The 17,189-nt window shown below is 67.2% G+C and carries 14 protein-coding genes; 12 read left to right on the top strand and 2 right to left on the bottom strand.

Annotated features, from left to right (window positions below):
* The first annotated feature begins 20 nt into the window (after positions 1-20).
* Both NBY65_RS00845 and NBY65_RS00840 read left to right on the top strand, forming a co-directional pair.
* Complete coding sequence (locus NBY65_RS00845; protein WP_150040980.1) at positions 21-869, top strand: acyl-CoA dehydratase activase; 849 nt, start codon at positions 21-23, stop codon at positions 867-869.
* Positions 870-891: 22 nt separating this feature from the next.
* Positions 892-2,901: a 2-hydroxyacyl-CoA dehydratase gene (locus NBY65_RS00840; RefSeq protein WP_150040979.1), complete on the top strand. Its 2,010-nt coding sequence runs from the start codon at positions 892-894 to the stop codon at positions 2,899-2,901.
* A 78-nt stretch (positions 2,902-2,979) separates the two neighbouring features.
* On the opposite strand, the gene NBY65_RS00835 is transcribed toward NBY65_RS00840, so the two are convergent.
* Complete coding sequence (locus NBY65_RS00835) at positions 2,980-4,188, bottom strand: trans-sulfuration enzyme family protein (protein WP_150040978.1); 1,209 nt, start codon at positions 4,186-4,188, stop codon at positions 2,980-2,982.
* A gap of 226 nt (positions 4,189-4,414) precedes the next feature.
* Between NBY65_RS00835 and NBY65_RS00830 the strand changes: the two genes are divergently transcribed.
* The 7 genes from NBY65_RS00830 to NBY65_RS00800 all read left to right on the top strand — a co-directional run bounded on the left by NBY65_RS00830 (position 4,415) and on the right by NBY65_RS00800 (position 13,555).
* Positions 4,415-5,113, top strand: coding sequence for an ImuA family protein (locus NBY65_RS00830; protein WP_150040977.1), 699 nt, complete (start codon positions 4,415-4,417; stop codon positions 5,111-5,113).
* Positions 5,110-6,600 carry a Y-family DNA polymerase gene (locus NBY65_RS00825; RefSeq protein ID WP_150040976.1) on the top strand — a complete coding sequence of 497 codons (1,491 nt, stop codon included), beginning with the start codon at positions 5,110-5,112 and terminating at the stop codon, positions 6,598-6,600. Before NBY65_RS00830 ends, NBY65_RS00825 begins: the two co-directional genes overlap by 4 nt.
* Before the next feature lie 38 nt (positions 6,601-6,638).
* On the top strand, positions 6,639-9,914 hold the full coding sequence (locus NBY65_RS00820; protein ID WP_239002800.1) for an error-prone DNA polymerase: 3,276 nt from the start codon (positions 6,639-6,641) through the stop codon (positions 9,912-9,914).
* 258 nt (positions 9,915-10,172) lie between these two features.
* Positions 10,173-10,994: an ATP-binding cassette domain-containing protein gene (locus NBY65_RS00815; RefSeq protein WP_239002795.1), complete on the top strand. Its 822-nt coding sequence runs from the start codon at positions 10,173-10,175 to the stop codon at positions 10,992-10,994.
* The gene (locus tag NBY65_RS00810; protein WP_150040974.1) at positions 10,991-11,692 is read left to right on the top strand and encodes a GTP-binding protein; all 702 of its coding nucleotides are present in this window, start codon (positions 10,991-10,993) and stop codon (positions 11,690-11,692) included. The genes NBY65_RS00815 and NBY65_RS00810 overlap by 4 nt, the downstream gene beginning before the upstream one ends.
* A gap of 2 nt (positions 11,693-11,694) precedes the next feature.
* The gene (locus tag NBY65_RS00805) at positions 11,695-12,858 is read left to right on the top strand and encodes a cysteine desulfurase family protein (protein ID WP_150040973.1); all 1,164 of its coding nucleotides are present in this window, start codon (positions 11,695-11,697) and stop codon (positions 12,856-12,858) included.
* Between the two features lie 25 nt (positions 12,859-12,883).
* The gene (locus tag NBY65_RS00800; protein WP_150040972.1) at positions 12,884-13,555 is read left to right on the top strand and encodes a (Fe-S)-binding protein; all 672 of its coding nucleotides are present in this window, start codon (positions 12,884-12,886) and stop codon (positions 13,553-13,555) included.
* 3 nt (positions 13,556-13,558) lie between these two features.
* Here the strand turns inward: NBY65_RS00800 and rfbC are convergent, their stop codons facing one another.
* Positions 13,559-14,116 (bottom strand): dTDP-4-dehydrorhamnose 3,5-epimerase, encoded by a 558-nt coding sequence (gene rfbC / locus NBY65_RS00795; RefSeq protein WP_250265609.1) that lies wholly within the window; start codon positions 14,114-14,116, stop codon positions 13,559-13,561.
* A gap of 321 nt (positions 14,117-14,437) precedes the next feature.
* On the opposite strand from rfbC, the gene NBY65_RS00790 reads away from it, so the two are divergent.
* The 3 genes from NBY65_RS00790 to NBY65_RS00780 are packed head-to-tail and all read left to right on the top strand — an operon-like array spanning position 14,438 to position 17,189.
* Positions 14,438-15,730, top strand: a complete 1,293-nt coding sequence (locus NBY65_RS00790; protein ID WP_150040971.1) for a class I SAM-dependent methyltransferase — start codon at positions 14,438-14,440, stop codon at positions 15,728-15,730.
* Positions 15,727-16,539 carry a glucose-1-phosphate cytidylyltransferase gene (locus NBY65_RS00785; protein WP_150040970.1) on the top strand — a complete coding sequence of 271 codons (813 nt, stop codon included), beginning with the start codon at positions 15,727-15,729 and terminating at the stop codon, positions 16,537-16,539. The genes NBY65_RS00790 and NBY65_RS00785 overlap by 4 nt, the downstream gene beginning before the upstream one ends.
* The gene (locus tag NBY65_RS00780; protein ID WP_150040969.1) at positions 16,536-17,189 is read left to right on the top strand and encodes a PIG-L deacetylase family protein; all 654 of its coding nucleotides are present in this window, start codon (positions 16,536-16,538) and stop codon (positions 17,187-17,189) included. The genes NBY65_RS00785 and NBY65_RS00780 overlap by 4 nt, the downstream gene beginning before the upstream one ends.

Here is a 17,189-nt window from a genome sequence, read left to right as displayed (position 1 = left end):
GACCCCGGAGAGTGACGAAGATGATTGCCAGCGAAGCCATTGCCGCGGAACGAGTCGCCGACCTGCGCGATGCCCCCGCGATCGGTGTCGATATCGGTTCCCGCCAGGCCAAGGCGGTGCTGGTCGGCGGCGGCGAGATCCACACCGCCATCACCGCCAGCGGTGTCGACACGCAGGAAACCGCCGACCGCCTGGTGCGCAAGCTGCTGCGCAGCGCGGACCTGCCGCGCAACGACATCGCCGCCATCGTCGGTACCGGCTATGGCCGGATCGCCCTGGCCTATGACGATGTCCGCACTGAAGTGGTCACCGAGATCTCCTGCCACGCCATGGGCGCGCATTACCTCAATGCCGGCACGCGGACGATCATCGATATCGGCGGCCAGGATTCCAAGGCGATCAAGGTCGATCCCGAGAACGGCCGGGTGCGTGAGTTCGTCATGAACGACAAATGCGCCGCCGGCACCGGCCGTTTCCTGGAAAAGATCGCCGAGCTGCTCGGCTACCAACTGGAAGAACTGGGCGACCGTGCACTGGAATCCACCAACCGGGTCGACATTTCCAGCCAATGCGTGGTGTTCGCGGAATCGGAAGTGATCTCGCTCAAGGCGCGCGGCATCCCGCGTGAGGACATCGCTGCCGGCATCCATTTCGCCTCGGCGCGGCGGGTGCGCAACCTGGTCAACCGCATCGGGCTGGAGCCCGAACTGGTGTTCTCCGGCGGGGTTTCCAGCAACAAGGGCATGAAGCAGGCGCTCGAGGAGCTGATCGGCCATCCGATCTCCTCGACCAGGCTCGACACCGTCTATGCCGGCGCGCTTGGCGCTGCGGTGATCGCGCAGCAGATCAGTCGGGGCGCCGCGCTCTGACCCAACCCGGGGGAACCGACCCATGCTCATCCGCGATGTCGTCGACCCGGCCCTGGCCGGCGAGCTGACCGCCGCCACGGTGCTCGGCGTCGATATCGGCTCGCGCAGCGCCAAGGCGGTGCTGCTGCATGACGGCGCCTTGTACACCGCGCAGGTGGCCACTGGCGTCAGCATGCAGGCCACCGCCGAGGAACTGCTTGAAGAGTTGCTGGAAACCGCCGGCATCGGCCTCGATGCTATCGAGCAGGTGGTCGGCACCGGCTATGGCCGCATTGCGCTGAGCTTCGAAGGTACCCCGACCGAGATCGTCACCGAGATCTCCTGCCACGCCATGGGCGCGCACGTGCTGAACGCCAACACGCGCACCATCGTCGATATCGGGGGGCAGGATTCCAAGGCGATCCAGGTCGACCCGTCCTCCGGCAAGGTCGTCCGCTTCATCATGAACGACAAATGCGCCGCCGGCACCGGGCGCTTCCTGGAGAAGGCGGCCGGCCTGCTCGACTACACCATCCACGAGATCGGCCCGGCCTCGCTGGAGGCGGAGACCCAGCCGGCGATCTCCAGCCAGTGCACGGTGTTCGCCGAGTCCGAGATCATCTCCCTGCGCGCCCGCGGCCTGCGCCGCCAGGACATCGCCGCCGGGCTGCATTTCGCCTCGGCGCGGCGGGTGCGCAACCTGGTCAGCAAGGTGCCGCTGGAGGATGACCTCGTCTTCACCGGCGGGGTGTCGAACAATGTCGGCATGAAGCACGCCCTGGAGACGCTGGTCGGCCTGAAGGTCCGGCCGGCGCGGCTCGATCTGGTCTATGCCGGCGCGCTCGGCGCCGCGGTCTATGCGCAGCGCTTTCAGCAGGAACGCCGCCGCGTGCTTCGGCGCGGCGACGGCGGGGTGCGGGCCGACCTCTCCGACGTGACCGCCCGCATCGCCCAGGCCGAGGCGCAGTTCATCGCCCGCGATGACGTGAAGAAGGTCGGCTATCTCTGCAACTACACCCCGCTGGAACTGATCAGTGCCTCCGGGGCCGCTTACCAGCGCCTGTTCAAATGCGGCAGCCCCGAGGAAGTCTCCCGCGGCGAGCACGTCACCAAGGCGGTGTTCTGCGACTTCACCAAAAGCGTGCTCGGCCAGTTCGCCACCCAAACCCCGGCCGCCCGCGCCATCGATCAGGTCTTCACCTTCTACACCTGCGATTCGATGCGGGCCACCTCGCAGGCGATCGACCGCTTCTACAAGCCCTCGCGCGGCTTCATCGTGCCCCGCAACGCCGACAGCGACAGCGCGCGGCGCTTTTTCCGCGCCGAGATCCTGAGCTTTCGCGAGGAACTGGAAAAGCTCACCGGCAAGGAAATCCACGACGAGGACGTGCAGGCGCAGATCCGCCTGTTCAATCGCATTCGCGTGCTGCTGCGCGAGATCTCGGCCCTGCGCAAGCGCAACAATCCGCCGGTGACCGGCGAAGAGTTCCTGGAGATCACCCGGCTGTTCTTCTACCTCGAACCCGAGGAACAGGTGCCGCTGCTGGAAGACCTGCAGCGCCGGCTCGCCGCCGTGCCCGATGACGGCACAAGGCGGCTGCGCCTGATGATGTGCGGCGGCGTGGTGGCCGACGGCGACCGCCGCATCCTCAAGCTGATCGAGGAAGAGATCGGCGCGCGCATCGTCGTTGAAGATCATTGCAGCGGCCTCGGTCCGTTCCTGCACCAGACCGACGAAACCGGCGATCCCTGGCAGGCACTCGCCAATTCCTATCTCGACCAGACACCCTGCGCACGGCAGTTTCCGCTGGAACGGCGGATTGAAACCTCCCTTGCACTGGCGCAGGAGTACAATGTCGACGCGGTGCTGTACACCTACCTGAAGTTCTGCCCTTGCTACGGGCTGACCAAGAACCTTTTCATCAACCGCTTCCAGGAACACGGCATCCCGGTGCTGGAACTCGCCACCGATTACTCCCAGAGCGATACCGGCCAGCTCAAGACCAGGGTGGAAGCGTTTATCGAAGTACTTACGGAGAAGGCAGCAGCTTGAAGAAAGGCCAGGGCTCTGCCCTGGACCCGGCAGGGGCCACACGGCCCCTGCACCCCATAAGCGCTGCGCGGCATGCCTTCAACCGAGCGCTTCCTCCAGGTCGGCGATGATGTCGGCAGCATCCTCCAGGCCAACCGAGAAACGGAACGTGCCTTCGCCGGTCCAGTCACGATAAGACTGCGCCGCCGCGCCGGTGAGGCGGAAGGACGAACGCAGGATGTCCTCGGTCGGGATGTAGACCAGCAGGCTCTTGGTCTTGCCGAGCGACACCGCATAGGAAATCACCCGCATCCGCTCCGCCATGCGCCGGGCCAGTGCCGCACCGTCGGCGTGCACCGAAAACGCCAGCAGCCCGGAATAGGCACGCATCTGCCGCTGCGCCAGCGCATGCTGCGGATGCCGCGGCGAACCCGGCCAGTGCACGGCACGAACCTTTGGATGGTCGGCCAGGAAGGCTTCCACCGCGCGCGCATTGGCCTCGTGCAGGCGCAGGCGCGGCACCAGCGTCTCCAGCCCACGCAGGATCAGCCAGGCCTGGAACGGGGCGAGGCAGGCCCCGAGATGGATCAGGCTGCCGCGCCGTAGCGCCGCCATCCGCTCGGCCCCGCCGATCACCGCGCCGCCGAGCGCATCGCCATGGCCGCAGATATACTTGGTCAGCGAATGCACCACGTAATCCGCGCCGAGCGCGAGCGGCTGCAGGCCGAGCGGGGTGGCGATGGTGGCGTCCACCGACAGTTCCGCGCCGCCGGCATGCACGATGCGGGCGATCTCCGCCACGTCGGCGAGGCGCAGGATCGGATTGGCCGGCGTCTCGATATGCACCAGCCGCGTATTGGGGCGAAGCGCGACGGCGACCGCTTCGGGGTTGGAGGTGTCGACCGTCGTGACCGCGATGCCCGACCGCACCAGGGTATCCTGCGCCAGTTCGGCGACGCCGGCATAGCAGACATCGGACAGCACCAGATGGTCGCCGCTGGCCAGCCGGTCGCTGAACAGGGCGTTCACCGCCGCCATGCCGCTGGCGAAGGCCACCGCCGCTTCGCCGCCCTCCAGCGCGGCCAGTCGGGTCTCCAGCAACTCGACCGTCGGATTGCTCCAGCGCGTGTAGAAATGCGGCGCCGCGGCACCAAGGTCGTTGGCGGAGAAGCCGACCGCATCGGGATGCGTGAGGAAACTCGCCGACATCGCCGGGCCCGGCGTGACCGGCTCTCCCACGCCCCGTGTGGTCTCGCCGGTGTACAGCGCACAGGTGGCCGGGCCCCAGCCCCGCATCTTCTCCGTCATGGTCTTTCTCCGCAATGCCGTCTCATGACGACGGCTCAGGATATTGATCCGGCCCGGCACAGCCGGGTCAAGCCACGCCTGCACCGTGATTGTTTTGAGGTCGGCATGTTGCCGGGAAGGGACGCGCCCCCCGCTGCGTCGTGACCTGGCAGAAATGTTCTTGTTATGTTCAGGTTCCTGGGTTTAGGATCTCCCGTGAGCGATGAACCCAAGGGCGATACAGGCCATGGTTGCAGCACCCCCCTCTGCCGACCGCGCCGCGGTCCTGGACCAGCTTCGGGCGCGGATTGCCCGCCTCGAAGGGGGTGGCGCCGCGGCGGCGGGTGTCATTCCGGTCTGTGCCGAGGCGGACAGGGTCCTGCCCCGGGGCGGCCTTGCCCGCGCCGCCTTGCACGAGGTACTGGCGGCCGATCGCGGCGCGGCTGTCGGCTTCTGTGGCCTGTTGCTCGCCCGTGCCGCCGGCCCGGTGCTGTGGATCGGCGCCGAGCCCGATCTCTGGCCGCCCGGGCTTGCCGCCTTTGGCCTGAGCCCCGCCGATCTGGTGCTGGTGCGGGCCGGCCGTGCCACGGACGGGCTCTGGGCGCTGGAGGAGGCGCTGCGCTGTCCTGCCGTCGCCGGGGCCGTGCTGATGGTCGATGGCCATCCCCCCGACATGACCGCGACCCGTCGCCTGCAACTGGCCGCCGAGGCCGGGGGTGGGATCGGGCTGCTGCTGTTGCCGGATGCCGACAGGATCCACCCTTCGGTGGCATGCACACGCTGGCGCGTGGCGGCGGAGGCCGTGCCGGATCCCGAACGTCCCTGCTGGCGACTGACGCTGTTGCGCGGGGCGGGGGGGCGGCCTGCGGAATGGCGGCTCGCATGGCATGCGGCGGAGCGCAGGCTCCGGCCCGCGCTCGTGACGGCCCTTCCTGTCGCCTCATGAGCCAGCGTCGCTTCCTGGCGCTGGTCCTGCCCCGGCTGGCGACGGATCGCCTGCGCCGGTGCGAGCCGGCGTTGCGAGGCCAGCCCCTCGCCACCTGGACGACGCAGGGCCAGCAGCGGCGCCTGGTGGCGGTGGATGCGCCGGGCACGACCTTGCGGCCGGGGCAGGCGCTTGCCGATGCCCAGGCGATGCATCCCGCCCTGGTGCTGCGGCCGGACGACCCGGCGGCGGACCGGGCGGCCCTGGAGCGGCTGGCGCTCTGGGCGCTGCGCTTCACCCCCCTGGCCGCGGTCGATCCGCCGGACGGGCTGATCCTGGATGTGACCGGCTGCACCGATTTCTGCGGCGGGGAGGCGGCGCTGCTGGACCAGATCCATGCCAGCCTCGCACGGGGTGGGTTCACGGCCCGTGCGGTGCTGGCCGGCGTGGCGGCGGTTGCCACGGCGCTGGCGCGGGCCGGGCGGCACGGCACGATCCTGCCGCCGGGGAAGGAGCGGGTGGCGATGGCGACGTTGCCGCTGGGGGTGTTGCGGCTGGATCCGGATTGCCTGACCGGGCTGCACCGGCTTGGCCTGCAGCGGGTCGGCGAGGTGCTGCGCCAGCCGCGCGGACCGTTGGTGCGGCGTTTCGGGCGGGAACTGGCCGATGCGCTGGATGGGCTCGCCGGTACGCGGTCCCGTCCGCTGCAGCCGGTGCGGCCCACGCCTGGATTGGCGGTGGCCCGGGACTTCGTCGAGCCGGTGCTGACCCGTCCCGGGATCGAGCGCGCGCTGGACCAATTGCTGGACCGGTTGTGCCGGGCCCTGGAAGCGGCGGGGCAGGGGGCGCGGCAGGTGACGCTGCGTGCCGTCCGCGTGGACCATCACGTGCAGGACCTGATCATCGGCACGGTCCGGCCCACGCGCCAGCCCGCGCATCTGCGCCGCCTGTTTGCCGGGAAGCTGGAGCGGCTGGAGCCGGGGGCCGGCTTCGAGCGCTTCACGCTGCGGGCCGACGTGACCAATCCGCTCGACGCTGTGCAACAGGGCATTCCTGTTTCCGGCAAGGATCCCGGCCGGAGCGAAGCGGCGCTGGCGAACCTGTTCGATCGCCTGTCGCAGCGGGTTGCGGTCTGGCGCCTGATGCCTGTTGCCAGCCATTGGCCCGAACGGGCGGTCCGGCGGGTTGGCGCTTCCGATCCGGTCTCTCCGCTGTTACCGGAGCCGCGTCGTGCGCGGCCGGTATGTCTGCTGTCGCGTCCGTTGCCGTTGCAGGTCGTGCTGTCCAAGCCGGATGGTCCACCTGCAGGGCTGTGCCTGGACGGTGTGATGCATCCGGTCGCCTGGGCGGAAGGCCCGGAGCGCCTGGAACCCGAATGGTGGCGTGAGTCGGCTGCCCGGCCGGTGCGGGACTATTACCGCGTGTCGCTGGTCAGCGGTGCCCGTCTCTGGATCGGCTGTGTCCCTGTCCGGCCCGGCCATTGGTTCCTGCACGGTCATTTCCCATGACCCCCCTGCCGCGCAGCGCGAACTGGGGTCTGGGGCCGCTGGCCCCAGCCAGGTCCAGGGGCGGAGCCCCTGGCCTTCCTTTTGGTTTCGCCGAACTCGGCGCCCGTTCCAATTTCTCGTTGCTGGATGGTGCATCACACCCGGCCGAGCTGGTGCAAACTGCGGCCGCGCTAGGGCAGGCGGGGATCGGGGTCTGTGACCGCAACAGTCTCGCCGGGGTAGTGCGAGCGCATCTCGCTGCCCGTGCGCTGGGTTTTCCATTCGTGGTCGGTGCCCGCCTCGAACTGGAAGACGGCGTTGCCTATCTGGCCTGGCCGACGGATCGGGCGAGTTATGGCCGTCTCACGCGCCTGCTGTCGCTGGGCCGCATGCGGGCACCGAAGGGGGAATGCCGCATCGGCCGCGAGGATCTGTATGACCACGCCGAAGGCTGGGTGCTGGCGTTGATCGCGCCGCCCTGGCCCGATGCCGGTTTCGCCGCGCGGCTGCGGGAGGATGCGGTGGCATTGCGGCCGCTGCTGGCATTGCCGCTGTTCTGCACGGCGCCGTTTCTGCATGACGGCAACGACCGGCGCCGGCTTGGGGATCTCGCCGGGGTGGCGGCGGCGGGGCGGGCCGGGCTGCTGGCTACCACCGATCCGCGCTATCATCATCCCGCGCGTCGCCGGCTGGCCGATGTGCTGACCGCGATCCGGCTCGGCGTTCCGGTGGATGCGATCGGCTTCGCCGCCGAGCCGAATGCCGAGCGCTGCCTGAAAAGCCCGGCCGAGATGGCCCGGCTTTATGCCGCGCATCCGGATGCGCTGGCCAACACCGTGCGTGTGCTGGAGGCCTGTCGCGGTTTTTCGCTCGACCAGTTGCGCCACGAATATCCCGACGAGATCCTCGAACCCGGCCGCACGCCGCAACAGACGCTGGCCGGCCGGGTGGCGGCGGAGGCCGCGGCACGGTGGCCCGAGGGGGTGCCGGAAGACATCGCCGCGCGCCTCGCGCATGAGCTGGAGCTGGTCGGGCAACTGGGGTATGCGCCGTATTTCCTCACCGTGCACGAGGTGGTGCGCTTTGCCCGTGCCAAGGGGATTCTCTGCCAGGGGCGCGGTTCGGCTGCGAACTCGGCGATCTGTTATGTGCTCGGCATCACCGCCGTCGATCCGGCGCGGCATGATCTGCTGTTCGAGCGCTTCGTCTCTGCCAGCCGCAATGAACCGCCCGACATCGATGTCGATTTCGAGCACGAGCGGCGCGAGGAAGTGATCCAGCACATCTATGACCGCTATGGCCGCGATCGTGCCGCCATTGCCGGCACCGTGATCCGCTATCGCGGTCGCAGCGCTATCCGCGAGGTCGGCAAGGCGCTGGGGTTGTCGGAAGACGTCACCGGCCGGCTGGCGCGGGCGTGCCGGGGGCCGGAGCAGAGTCTGCACGACCTCGCCACGGCGGAGGGGCTCGATCCCTCCGATCGACGGCTGGGCCTGGCCCTGGAGCTGGCGGAGGAGATCCAGGATTTCCCGCGCCATCTCGCCACCCATGTCGGTGGCTTCGTCATCAGCCGCGGCAGGCTCACGGAGATGGCGGTGCTCGGCAATGCCGCCATGGCCGGGCGTACCGTGCTGGAATGGGACAAGGACGACATCGAGGCGCTGCGCCTGCTCAAGGTCGATATCCTGGCGCTGGGCATGTTGTCCTGCCTGCGCCGAGGCTTCGCGTTGTTGTGGCGGCATCGGCGCATCCCGATGGATCTTGCCCGGGTGCCGCATGACTGCGCGGTGACCTATGCCATGCTGCGGCGGGCCGACAGCCTGGGGGTGTTCCAGGTCGAGAGCCGGGCTCAGATGAACATGCTGCCGCGGCTGCGGCCCAGGGATTTCTACGACATCGTGGTGCAGGTGGCGATCATCCGTCCCGGCCCGATCCAGGGCGACATGGTGCATCCCTATCTGCGGCGCCGCTGGGGGCTGGAGGTCGTCAGCTATCCGAAGCCGTCGCCGGAGCACGGGCCTCCGGATGAGTTGGAGAAGGTGCTCGGTCGCACGCTGGGCGTGCCGCTGTTCCAGGAGCAGGCGATGCGGGTGGCGATCGTTGCCGCCCGCTTCACGCCCGCCGAGGCCGATGAGCTGCGCCGTGCCATGGCGACCTTCAAATACACGCAGGGCATCGGCGTCTATCGCGAGCGACTGATCGGCGGCATGGTCGCCCGCGGCTACGATCCGGACCTGGCGGAGCGGGTCTTCCGGCAGATCGAGGGATTCGGCTCCTATGGTTTCCCGGAAAGCCATGCGGCATCCTTCGCCCTTCTTGCCTATGCCTCGGCCTGGCTGAAATGCCACCATCCCGCGGTGTTCGCGGCGGCACTGCTGAACAGCCAGCCGATGGGCTTCTATGCGCCGGCGCAGATCGTGCGGGACGCAAGCGAGCATGGCGTGCTGGTGCGGCCGCTCGATGTGAACGCGAGCGCGTGGGATTGCACGCTCGAACCCGAGCCTTGCAGTGCGGACGGGCATGCCCTGCGCCTGGGCCTGCGCCTGGTGGCGGGGCTGTCGAAGGCAGAAGGAACGAGGATCGTCCAGGCCCGGCAGCTCGGCAACGGCTCGCCGTATGCATCCGTGGAAGAGGTGGCACGGCGGGCCGGGGTGAGCCGGCGGGCGATCGTGATGCTGGCCGAGGCGGATGGCTTCGCCAGCCTGGGCATTGGCCGTCGTGGCGCGTTGTGGGAGGCAAGGGCGGTCGAGCGTGACGTGCCGTCATTGCTGCGGCGCGTCGGCGAGGCGGAGGACTGGGGGGAGTTGCCGTTGTTCCGCGAGGCTGCGGCGACGCTGCCGGCGGAGACTGCCGGGCAGGCGGTAGCGCTGGACTACGGCGCCACCGGGCTGTCGCTGCGCCGGCACCCGCTGGCGGTATTGCGTGAGGATCTGCAACGGCTTGGCTGCGACGACACGCGACGGCTGCGGACGGCACGCGCCGGTGCCCGGCTGCGCCTGCCCGGGCTGGTGCTGATGCGTCAGCGTCCGGGCACGGCCAGGGGCATCGTCTTCATCACCGTCGAGGACGAGTTCGGGCAGGCCAATCTGGTGGTCCATGGCGATATCGCCACCCGTGACCGGGCCGCGCTGATCGGCGCGCGGCTGCTGGTCGCGGAAGGCCGGGTCGAGCGCGAGGCGGAGCAGGCGGAGGTGCCGATCATCCATTTGATCTGCCACGGGCTGCAGGATCGCACGGAGCTGCTGGCCGGGTTGATGCGGGGGAAGACGGCCAGCGCCAATGCGGATGCGGTGCAATCGCCCGTTCGTCTGCCGGCAAGCCGGGATTTTCGTTGACCGGAGATTTTCGATTCCACTGCCCCCGGTGCCTGCAATCATGCCGGAAAGCCCATGGTAACATAGGATTTTAGACAATCGCTTTTCGTGCGAGTGCTATGATAAAATATACATGCGGCGGAGAATGGAGGTTTGACGGTGAATGTCGTCGTTCCTGATGCAATTTATTCTACATTTCCGGGCTGGTGAACGCCCGGCCTCTGCCGTCATTGTTGAGTTTTTTGCCTGTCATGGCGATGGAAGGTTGGGTTCCGGCCGGTGACTCTTATCATTCCAGACTCTGAAAAAACGGCCAGGATTGAACGGATTTCCATTCTGGGTGGTCATGGCCGCGATGGCACGCCCGATTCCATCGATCGGCTGGATCTGCGGATCGGCGATGTCGTCAGCGTGGTCGGCCGTACTGGTTCGGGCAAGACCACATTGATCAACGACATCGAGCTGTTCGCCAATGGTGACACGCCGACCGGACGCCGGATCCTGATCAATGGCGCGCCGCCGTCGCCACGCTACCGCGACGACCCGGCACACAATCCGATTGCCCTGATCACCCAGCACACCACCTTCCTGTCGGATCTGCCGGTCGACGAGTTCCTGCACATCCATGCCGCGGTCCGCAACGGCTCCGCCGAGCGGATCAAGGACATGGTGGAACGGACATTGATTTTTGCGAATCAGTTGACCGGTGAACCGATCCTGACCTCGAGCCGGATGACCGAGCTCTCCGGTGGCCAGACCCGCGCCTTGCTGATCGCCGACGCAGCGGTCATCTGCGACACCCCGATCGTGCTGCTCGACGAGGTGGAGAACGCCGGCATCAACCGGTCCCGTGCGCTCGAACTGCTGCGCAATTCCCAAAAGATCTTCGTCTTCGTCACCCATGATCCGCGCATTGCCCTGCTCTCGGATTACCGGCTGGTGATCAGGGACGGGCGGATCGACCGGGTGCTGTACACCGACGAGCAGGAGCGGCGACTGGCGCCGCAGGTCGGGCGGCTCGATGACGCGCTGGCCGAGTTGCGGGAGCGCATCCGCGCGGGCGAGCGTGTCGCCAGTTTTGCAGGCGGGATAGTGCCATGAAACTCGTTGTCTGTGCCGGCACCGCCACCACCGGGAAATCCTCGGTACTGCGCCATGTGGTGCGGCATCTGCAGCGACGGCACCTGGCCGTTGCCTTCCTCAAGGTCGACGTGCAGTTCGCCGAGGAAGACGAGATCTTCGCGCGGGAGTTCAACATCCCCACCCGCAAGGTCTATTCCGGCGAGCTCTGCCCGGATCATTGCAATGTCATGGTGCTGGGCGATGCCCTGCAATGGGCCGGTGCGGTGAAGGCGGACCTGCTGCTGGTGGAAACCGCCGGTCTTTGCCTGCGCTGCTCGCCTTATGTTGATGGCGGCCTGGGGATCATCGTGCTGGAGGCGACCAGCGGCATGAACCTGCCGCGCAAGATCGGCCCGATGCTGTCGCTGGCCGACATCGCCGTGGTGACGAAGATCGACCGGGTTTCACAGGCCGAGCGGGAGGTGTTCCGGGCGCGCATCCTCGATGCGGCGCCGGAGGTCCGCATTCGCGAGGTCGATGCGCTGCACGGCATCGGCATCGACACCCTGGCGGCTGCCGTCGCCGCCACCCCGGAAATCGCCGGCAAGCTGGTGCTGCGCGGTAATCCCCCGGTCGGCACCTGCACGATCTGCGCGGGCAAGAAGGAGATCGGCTGGCAGGCGCATTTCGGCGTGGTGCGGGCCCTGGAGAACCAGACCTTCTACCGGGGCGAGTAGCCATGGTGGCCTATCTCGACAACGCCGCGACGACACCGCTCGATCCGCGGGTCGGCGCGGCCATGGCCCCCTGGATCAGTGGCATGGCCGGCAATCCGTCCAGCCTGCACGCGCCCGGCCGGGAGGCGCGTGCCGCGGTGGAGGCCGCCCGTGCCCAGGTGGCGGCGCTGCTGGGGGCCCGCCGCGAGGAGATCATCTTTACCGCGAGTGGCACCGAAGCCGACAACCTGGCGCTGATCGGCACCGTGCAGGCGTCCGGCAGCGGCCGGCACCATCTGGTGGTCGGCGTAATCGAGCATCCGGCCGTGATCGAAACGGCACGTTTCCTCGAACGCCAGGGCGTCGACGTGAGCTTCGTCCCGGTCGACGGCTTTGGGCGGATCGATCCCGATGCGGTGCGGCGGGCGCTGCGTCCGCACACGCGGTTGATCTCGGTGATGGCGGCCAGCAATGTGGTGGGCACGTTGCAGCCGATCGCCGAGATCGGCCGGATCGCTCGTGACGCCGGGATCCCGTTCCACACCGACGCGGTGCAGGCGGCCGGCAAGCTGCCGCTCGATCTTGCCGGCCTGCCGGTCGACCTGCTGTCGGTGTCGGCGCACAAGCTGCACGGCCCGAAGGGCGTCGGGGCGCTGTATGTGCGCACCGGCGTGACCCTGGAGCCGATCATTCATGGCGGCGGACAGGAGCACGGCCTGCGCTCCGCCACCGAGAACGTCGCCGGCATCGTCGGCCTCGGGCGGGCGGCGGAACTGGCCCGCAGCGAGATGGCCGAGGACAATGCCCGCCTGGTGCACCTGCGCGATCGCCTGATCGAGGGCATTCGTCTCGCCTGTCCGCAGGCCTATCTGATCGGCGACCCGTTTCGTCGCCTGCCGGGCCATGCCTGCCTCGGTTTCGCCGGGCAGGAGGGCGAGGCCATCCGGCTGTTGCTGGCGCTGGACGAGGCGGGCATCGCGGTCTCGACCGGCAGCGCCTGCAGTGCCGCGCGCGGGGCCGAGCCGTCCTATGTCCTGCAGGCGATGGGATTCGATGCCCTGCGCGCGCGTGGCGCGTTGCGCCTGACGCTTGGCCGCTTCAACACCGCCGGGGATGTGGACCTCGTGCTGGAGCGACTGCCGGCGCTGGTCGGCGGCCTGCGCCCCCTTGCCACGGCCCGCGCCTGAGGCGGCGATACAAGGAACCATTGGCATGGTACAAGAGCAAGGACCCGAGCTTCCCGGCCTCGATTGCGGCGTCTGCGGTTATCGCAGTTGCGATGCCCTGGCCCGGCAGTTGGCCGATCGGCCGGATCTGATCAGGCGCTGCATCAATCTCTCGGAGGAGCGGATGGCGCCGACGGTGGCCGGCCTGGCCGGGGCCGGTGCATCCCCGGTGCAAGACGCGGCCGAATTGACCTGGCAGGATTCCCTCGGGCGAGGCTTCGATTTCTATCTGGAGCATTTCCCCGAGGATCCGGGGCCGCGGGAAATCATCCTGCCGCACAATCCGATGCTGACCCGTGAGATGGAGGTGGCGGTCGGTGATCTGATGATCGGCCGGCCGCTGGGGATGTCATGCGGCTGTCCCATTACGCATTGTGGCGTGGTGATGGATGTGGATGCCCGCACCGGGGTCATTGTCTGGTGCGTCACCGGTCCGCTCGGTCCGCGTGAAAGCGGCTTCAAGGATATCGGCTACTACATCGCCGAAGGCTACGAGGGACTGGTCCGGCAGACCCGGGCGGATATCCGGATCGGCATGCGCTATTTCTTCCAGCCCCGCATGTGCATGCTGCAGTGGCGCCACAGCGGCCTCGTCAACTACGCCAATCGCGGCAAGGACGGGCTGCAGATCCGGCTGGAAGGGCTGTGGATCGGCTGACCGTCAGGGGCCGGCGAAGGTGGGCCAGGCGGTGTCCCTGGCCGAGATGGCCGCGACGGGGAGGGGCCAGGTGATGCCGAAGCGCGGATCATCGAACCGCACGCCACTGGCGGCCTCGGGGGCGTAGAATTCCGAAATCAGGTAGCTGACCTCGGTCTTGTCCTCGAGGGTCTGGAAGCCGTGCGCGAAGCCCTTCGGGATGTAAAGCCGAAGCCGGTTCGCGGCCGTCAGCTCGAAACCCTGCCATCGGCAACAGGTCGGGGAGTCCGGGCGCAGGTCGATGATGACGTCCCGGATTGCTCCCCTGGTACAGCTCACCACCTTGACTTCACCGAACGGGGAACGTTGGAAGTGCATGCCGCGCAGCGTTCCGCGCAGGGCTGAATAAGAGATGCTGTGCTGGACGAAGCGGGTTTCCAGCCCGAGCCTGTCGAACTCACGGACACAGAAGCTGCGGGCGAAAAAGCCACGGGCATCGTGAACCGGCTCGGGTTCCACAAGCCACGCGCCATCAAGCGCCGTCGGAATGAATCGCATGACGTCCGTTACATGTCCGGTCATGCACCCGCTGTCCAGCCGGGAACGTGCGGATGCCATTTCGGTGGCGATCAATAGCGCTTGATGTCCTGCAGCCGGGGCCGGGGCCGGGGCCGGTTTGGCAGGATCTGGGGGGCACACCAGCCGCGACAGGACCAGGCAATACAGTGTGCCGATTACGGCACAAATTTTCGATGGCCCCCGTCGCGACCAAAGGAAACCGTGCCTGATCATGCCCAAGGTCATCAAGTATGAGCAGGAGCTGCGGAGCGTGAACCATCTCCTTCATCATCCACGCAACTGCAGGAAGGCCCCGACCTCCGGGACCATCACCGGATCTTGGTCATGAAGCTCCAATCCTTGCCGGAGCTGTCCGTCACGGCCGCTCGGCCGGTTGGTACCTGCCGCCTGTGTGGCGCCGGGCTGCACCACAGCTTTATCGACCTTGGCATGTCGCCGCTGTGCGAGAGCTTCCTCCGCGCGGAACAGCTCGACGCGATGGAACCGTATCTCCCGCTGCATGCGCTGATCTGCGACACATGCTTCCTGGTGCAGCTCAAGGAATATGTCAGCCCGGAGCATATCTTTCGCGAATATGCCTATTTCTCGTCCTACTCGACCAGTTGGGTGGCGCACGCCAAGGCCTATTGCGAGAAGGTCACGTCGCGGTTCGGCCTGGGACCGGAGAGCCTGGTCGTCGAACTCGCAAGCAATGACGGCTACCTGCTGCAGCACTTCCCGCCGCTTGGCGTGCCGGTGCTGGGCATCGAGCCGGCGGCCAATGTTGCGAAGGTCGCGATCGGGAAGGGCATCCCGACGCGTGTGGAGTTCTTCGGCGTTGCTCTGGCGCAGCAACTGGTGGCCGAGGGGCGCCAGGCCGACCTGATCGCCGGCAACAACGTCCTGGCGCAGGTTCCGGACCTGAACGACTTCGTCGCGGGCATGAGCGTGCTGCTGAAGCCAGAGGGCATCATCACCCTGGAATTCCCGCATCTCGCGCGGCTGATGGCGGAGAATCAGTTCGACACCATCTATCACGAGCATTTCTCCTATTTCTCGCTCCTGACCATCGCGCACATGGCGGAGCGGCATCGCCTGCGGATCGTCGATGTCGAGGAACTCCCGACCCATGGCGGCTCCTTGCGGGTCTATCTCGCCCGGGCGGAATCGCGCCACGAGGCGAGTGGTGCCGTGGCGGCGCTGCTGGCCCGGGAAAAGCAACTCGGCTTCGATGACGTCGCCGCCTATGCCCCGTTCGCCGAGCAGGTGAAGCGCACCAAGCGCCGTCTGCTGTCATTGCTGATCGACCTGCGGGATGCCGGCCACCGTATCTGTGGCTATGGCGCGCCGGGCAAGGGCAACACGCTGCTGAATTACTGCGGCATCGGCCCGGATTTCCTCGACTTCACCGTGGACCGCAATCCCTACAAGCACGGCCTGTTCACCCCCGGCATGCACGTGCCGATCCGCCCCGTCGAGGCGATCGACGCGGCACGTCCCGATTACCTGCTGATCCTGCCGTGGAATCTGAAGACGGAGATCACCCGGCAGATGCGGCATGTCGCGGAGTGGGGAGGGAAATTCATCGTGCCGATTCCTGAGCCAACGATCATCGATCCAAAGGATGTCTGTCCATGAAGGTCGTGCTCTTTTGTGGTGGTCTCGGGACCCGCATTCGCGAATATTCCGAAAACATCCCGAAGCCGATGATTCCGGTGGGTCAGCACCCCATTCTCTGGCATGTCATGCAGTACTATAGCCAGTTCGGGCACCGGGATTTCGTGTTGTGCCTGGGCTACAAGGCGAACGTCGTCAAGGAGTACTTCCTCAACTACAAGCATCAGCTCTATGCCGATTGCGTCGTGTCCGGCCAGGGGCGGAATGTCGAGATCATCGGCAAGCCGACCGAGGACTGGCGCGTCAGCATGGTCGATACCGGCATCTGGCGGAATATCGGCGAACGGCTGTGGGCGGTGCGTGACCATGTCCGTGGCGAGGAGATGTTCCTTGCCAATTACAGCGACGGGCTCACGGACCTGATGTTGCCCGAGATGATCGAGCGTTTCCGCAGAAGCGGCAAGGTTGCCTGTTTCGTCGCCACCCGTCCGCCCTTGACCTACCATCTGGCGGATATTGCCCCGGATGGCCGGGTGCTGGAATTCCGCAGTTCGGAACGGTCGGATATCTGGATCAATGGTGGCTACTTCATTCTGCGCCAGGAAATCTTCGACTACATGCGCGAGGGGGAGGAACTCGTTCTGGAGCCGTTCAAGCGACTGATCGAGGCCGACAAGCTGATGGCCGTCAAGCACGATGGCTTCTGGCGGTCGATGGACACGCTGCGTGACCGTCAGGTCTTGGAGGACATGGTGGAACGCGGCGAGATGCCCTGGCTGTTCGGCGACTATGCCGGCAAGCGCGGGCAGCAGGTGGTCGCCGCGGAATGAGGGGCCTGGCGCTGGCCCGTCCGGGCGAGTCCCTGTCGGTGCTCTGTCTTGGCGCCCATGCCGACGATATCGAGATCGGCGCCGGCGGGACGATCCTTGGCTGGATCGCCGCCGGCGTGCAGCTTGATGTCCATTGGTGTGTGCTCAGCGCGGTCGGCCCGCGTGAAGCCGAGGCAATGGCTTCCGCGGAGGCCTTCCTGGCCGGCGCCCGGAGCCGGCGCATCGAGCTCGGGCAGTTCCGCGACGGGTATTTCCCCAACCAGGGCGGCGACATCAAGGACTGGGTGCAGGATCTGGCCGCGCGGGCCCGGCCGGATGTCATATTGACCCACCGGGCGGACGATGCGCACCAGGATCATCGCGAGCTGCGGCGGCTCACCTGGAATGCCTTCCGCAATCACCTGATCCTGGAATACGAGATCCCGAAATGGGACGGCGACCTGGGGCGGCCTAACGTCTATATGCCGATCTCCATGGACACCCTGGAGCGCAAGCTTGCGCTGCTCCAAACCAGCTTTGCGACCCAGCGCGCGAAGGACTGGTTCGACCCCGAGACCTTCCGGGGGCTTGCACGCCTGCGTGGCATGGAATGCCGGGCGCCGGAACGCTATGCCGAGGCGTTCGTCGTGTCGAAGGCGATCCTGCAGTGA

It is taken from the genome of Rhodovastum atsumiense (genome assembly GCF_937425535.1).
Taxonomy (GTDB): domain Bacteria; phylum Pseudomonadota; class Alphaproteobacteria; order Acetobacterales; family Acetobacteraceae; genus Rhodovastum; species Rhodovastum atsumiense.
Note: the sequence above shows the minus strand (reverse complement) of the source record. Positions and strands in the feature narration are given on the sequence as shown.

Excerpts from the sequence above, each read along its gene's own strand:
- NBY65_RS00845 (WP_150040980.1), top strand. The coding sequence starts at position 21 with ATGATTGCCAGCGAAGCCATTGCCGCGGAACGAGTCGCCGACCTGCGC.
- NBY65_RS00840 (WP_150040979.1), top strand. The coding sequence starts at position 892 with ATGCTCATCCGCGATGTCGTCGACCCGGCCCTGGCCGGCGAGCTGACC.
- NBY65_RS00835 (WP_150040978.1), bottom strand. The coding sequence starts at position 4,188 with ATGACGGAGAAGATGCGGGGCTGGGGCCCGGCCACCTGTGCGCTGTAC.
- NBY65_RS00830 (WP_150040977.1), top strand. The coding sequence starts at position 4,415 with ATGGTTGCAGCACCCCCCTCTGCCGACCGCGCCGCGGTCCTGGACCAG.
- NBY65_RS00825 (WP_150040976.1), top strand. The coding sequence starts at position 5,110 with ATGAGCCAGCGTCGCTTCCTGGCGCTGGTCCTGCCCCGGCTGGCGACG.
- NBY65_RS00810 (WP_150040974.1), top strand. The coding sequence starts at position 10,991 with ATGAAACTCGTTGTCTGTGCCGGCACCGCCACCACCGGGAAATCCTCG.
- NBY65_RS00805 (WP_150040973.1), top strand. The coding sequence starts at position 11,695 with ATGGTGGCCTATCTCGACAACGCCGCGACGACACCGCTCGATCCGCGG.
- NBY65_RS00800 (WP_150040972.1), top strand. The coding sequence starts at position 12,884 with ATGGTACAAGAGCAAGGACCCGAGCTTCCCGGCCTCGATTGCGGCGTC.
- rfbC (WP_250265609.1), bottom strand. The coding sequence starts at position 14,116 with ATGACCGGACATGTAACGGACGTCATGCGATTCATTCCGACGGCGCTT.
- NBY65_RS00790 (WP_150040971.1), top strand. The coding sequence starts at position 14,438 with ATGAAGCTCCAATCCTTGCCGGAGCTGTCCGTCACGGCCGCTCGGCCG.
- NBY65_RS00785 (WP_150040970.1), top strand. The coding sequence starts at position 15,727 with ATGAAGGTCGTGCTCTTTTGTGGTGGTCTCGGGACCCGCATTCGCGAA.
- NBY65_RS00780 (WP_150040969.1), top strand. The coding sequence starts at position 16,536 with ATGAGGGGCCTGGCGCTGGCCCGTCCGGGCGAGTCCCTGTCGGTGCTC.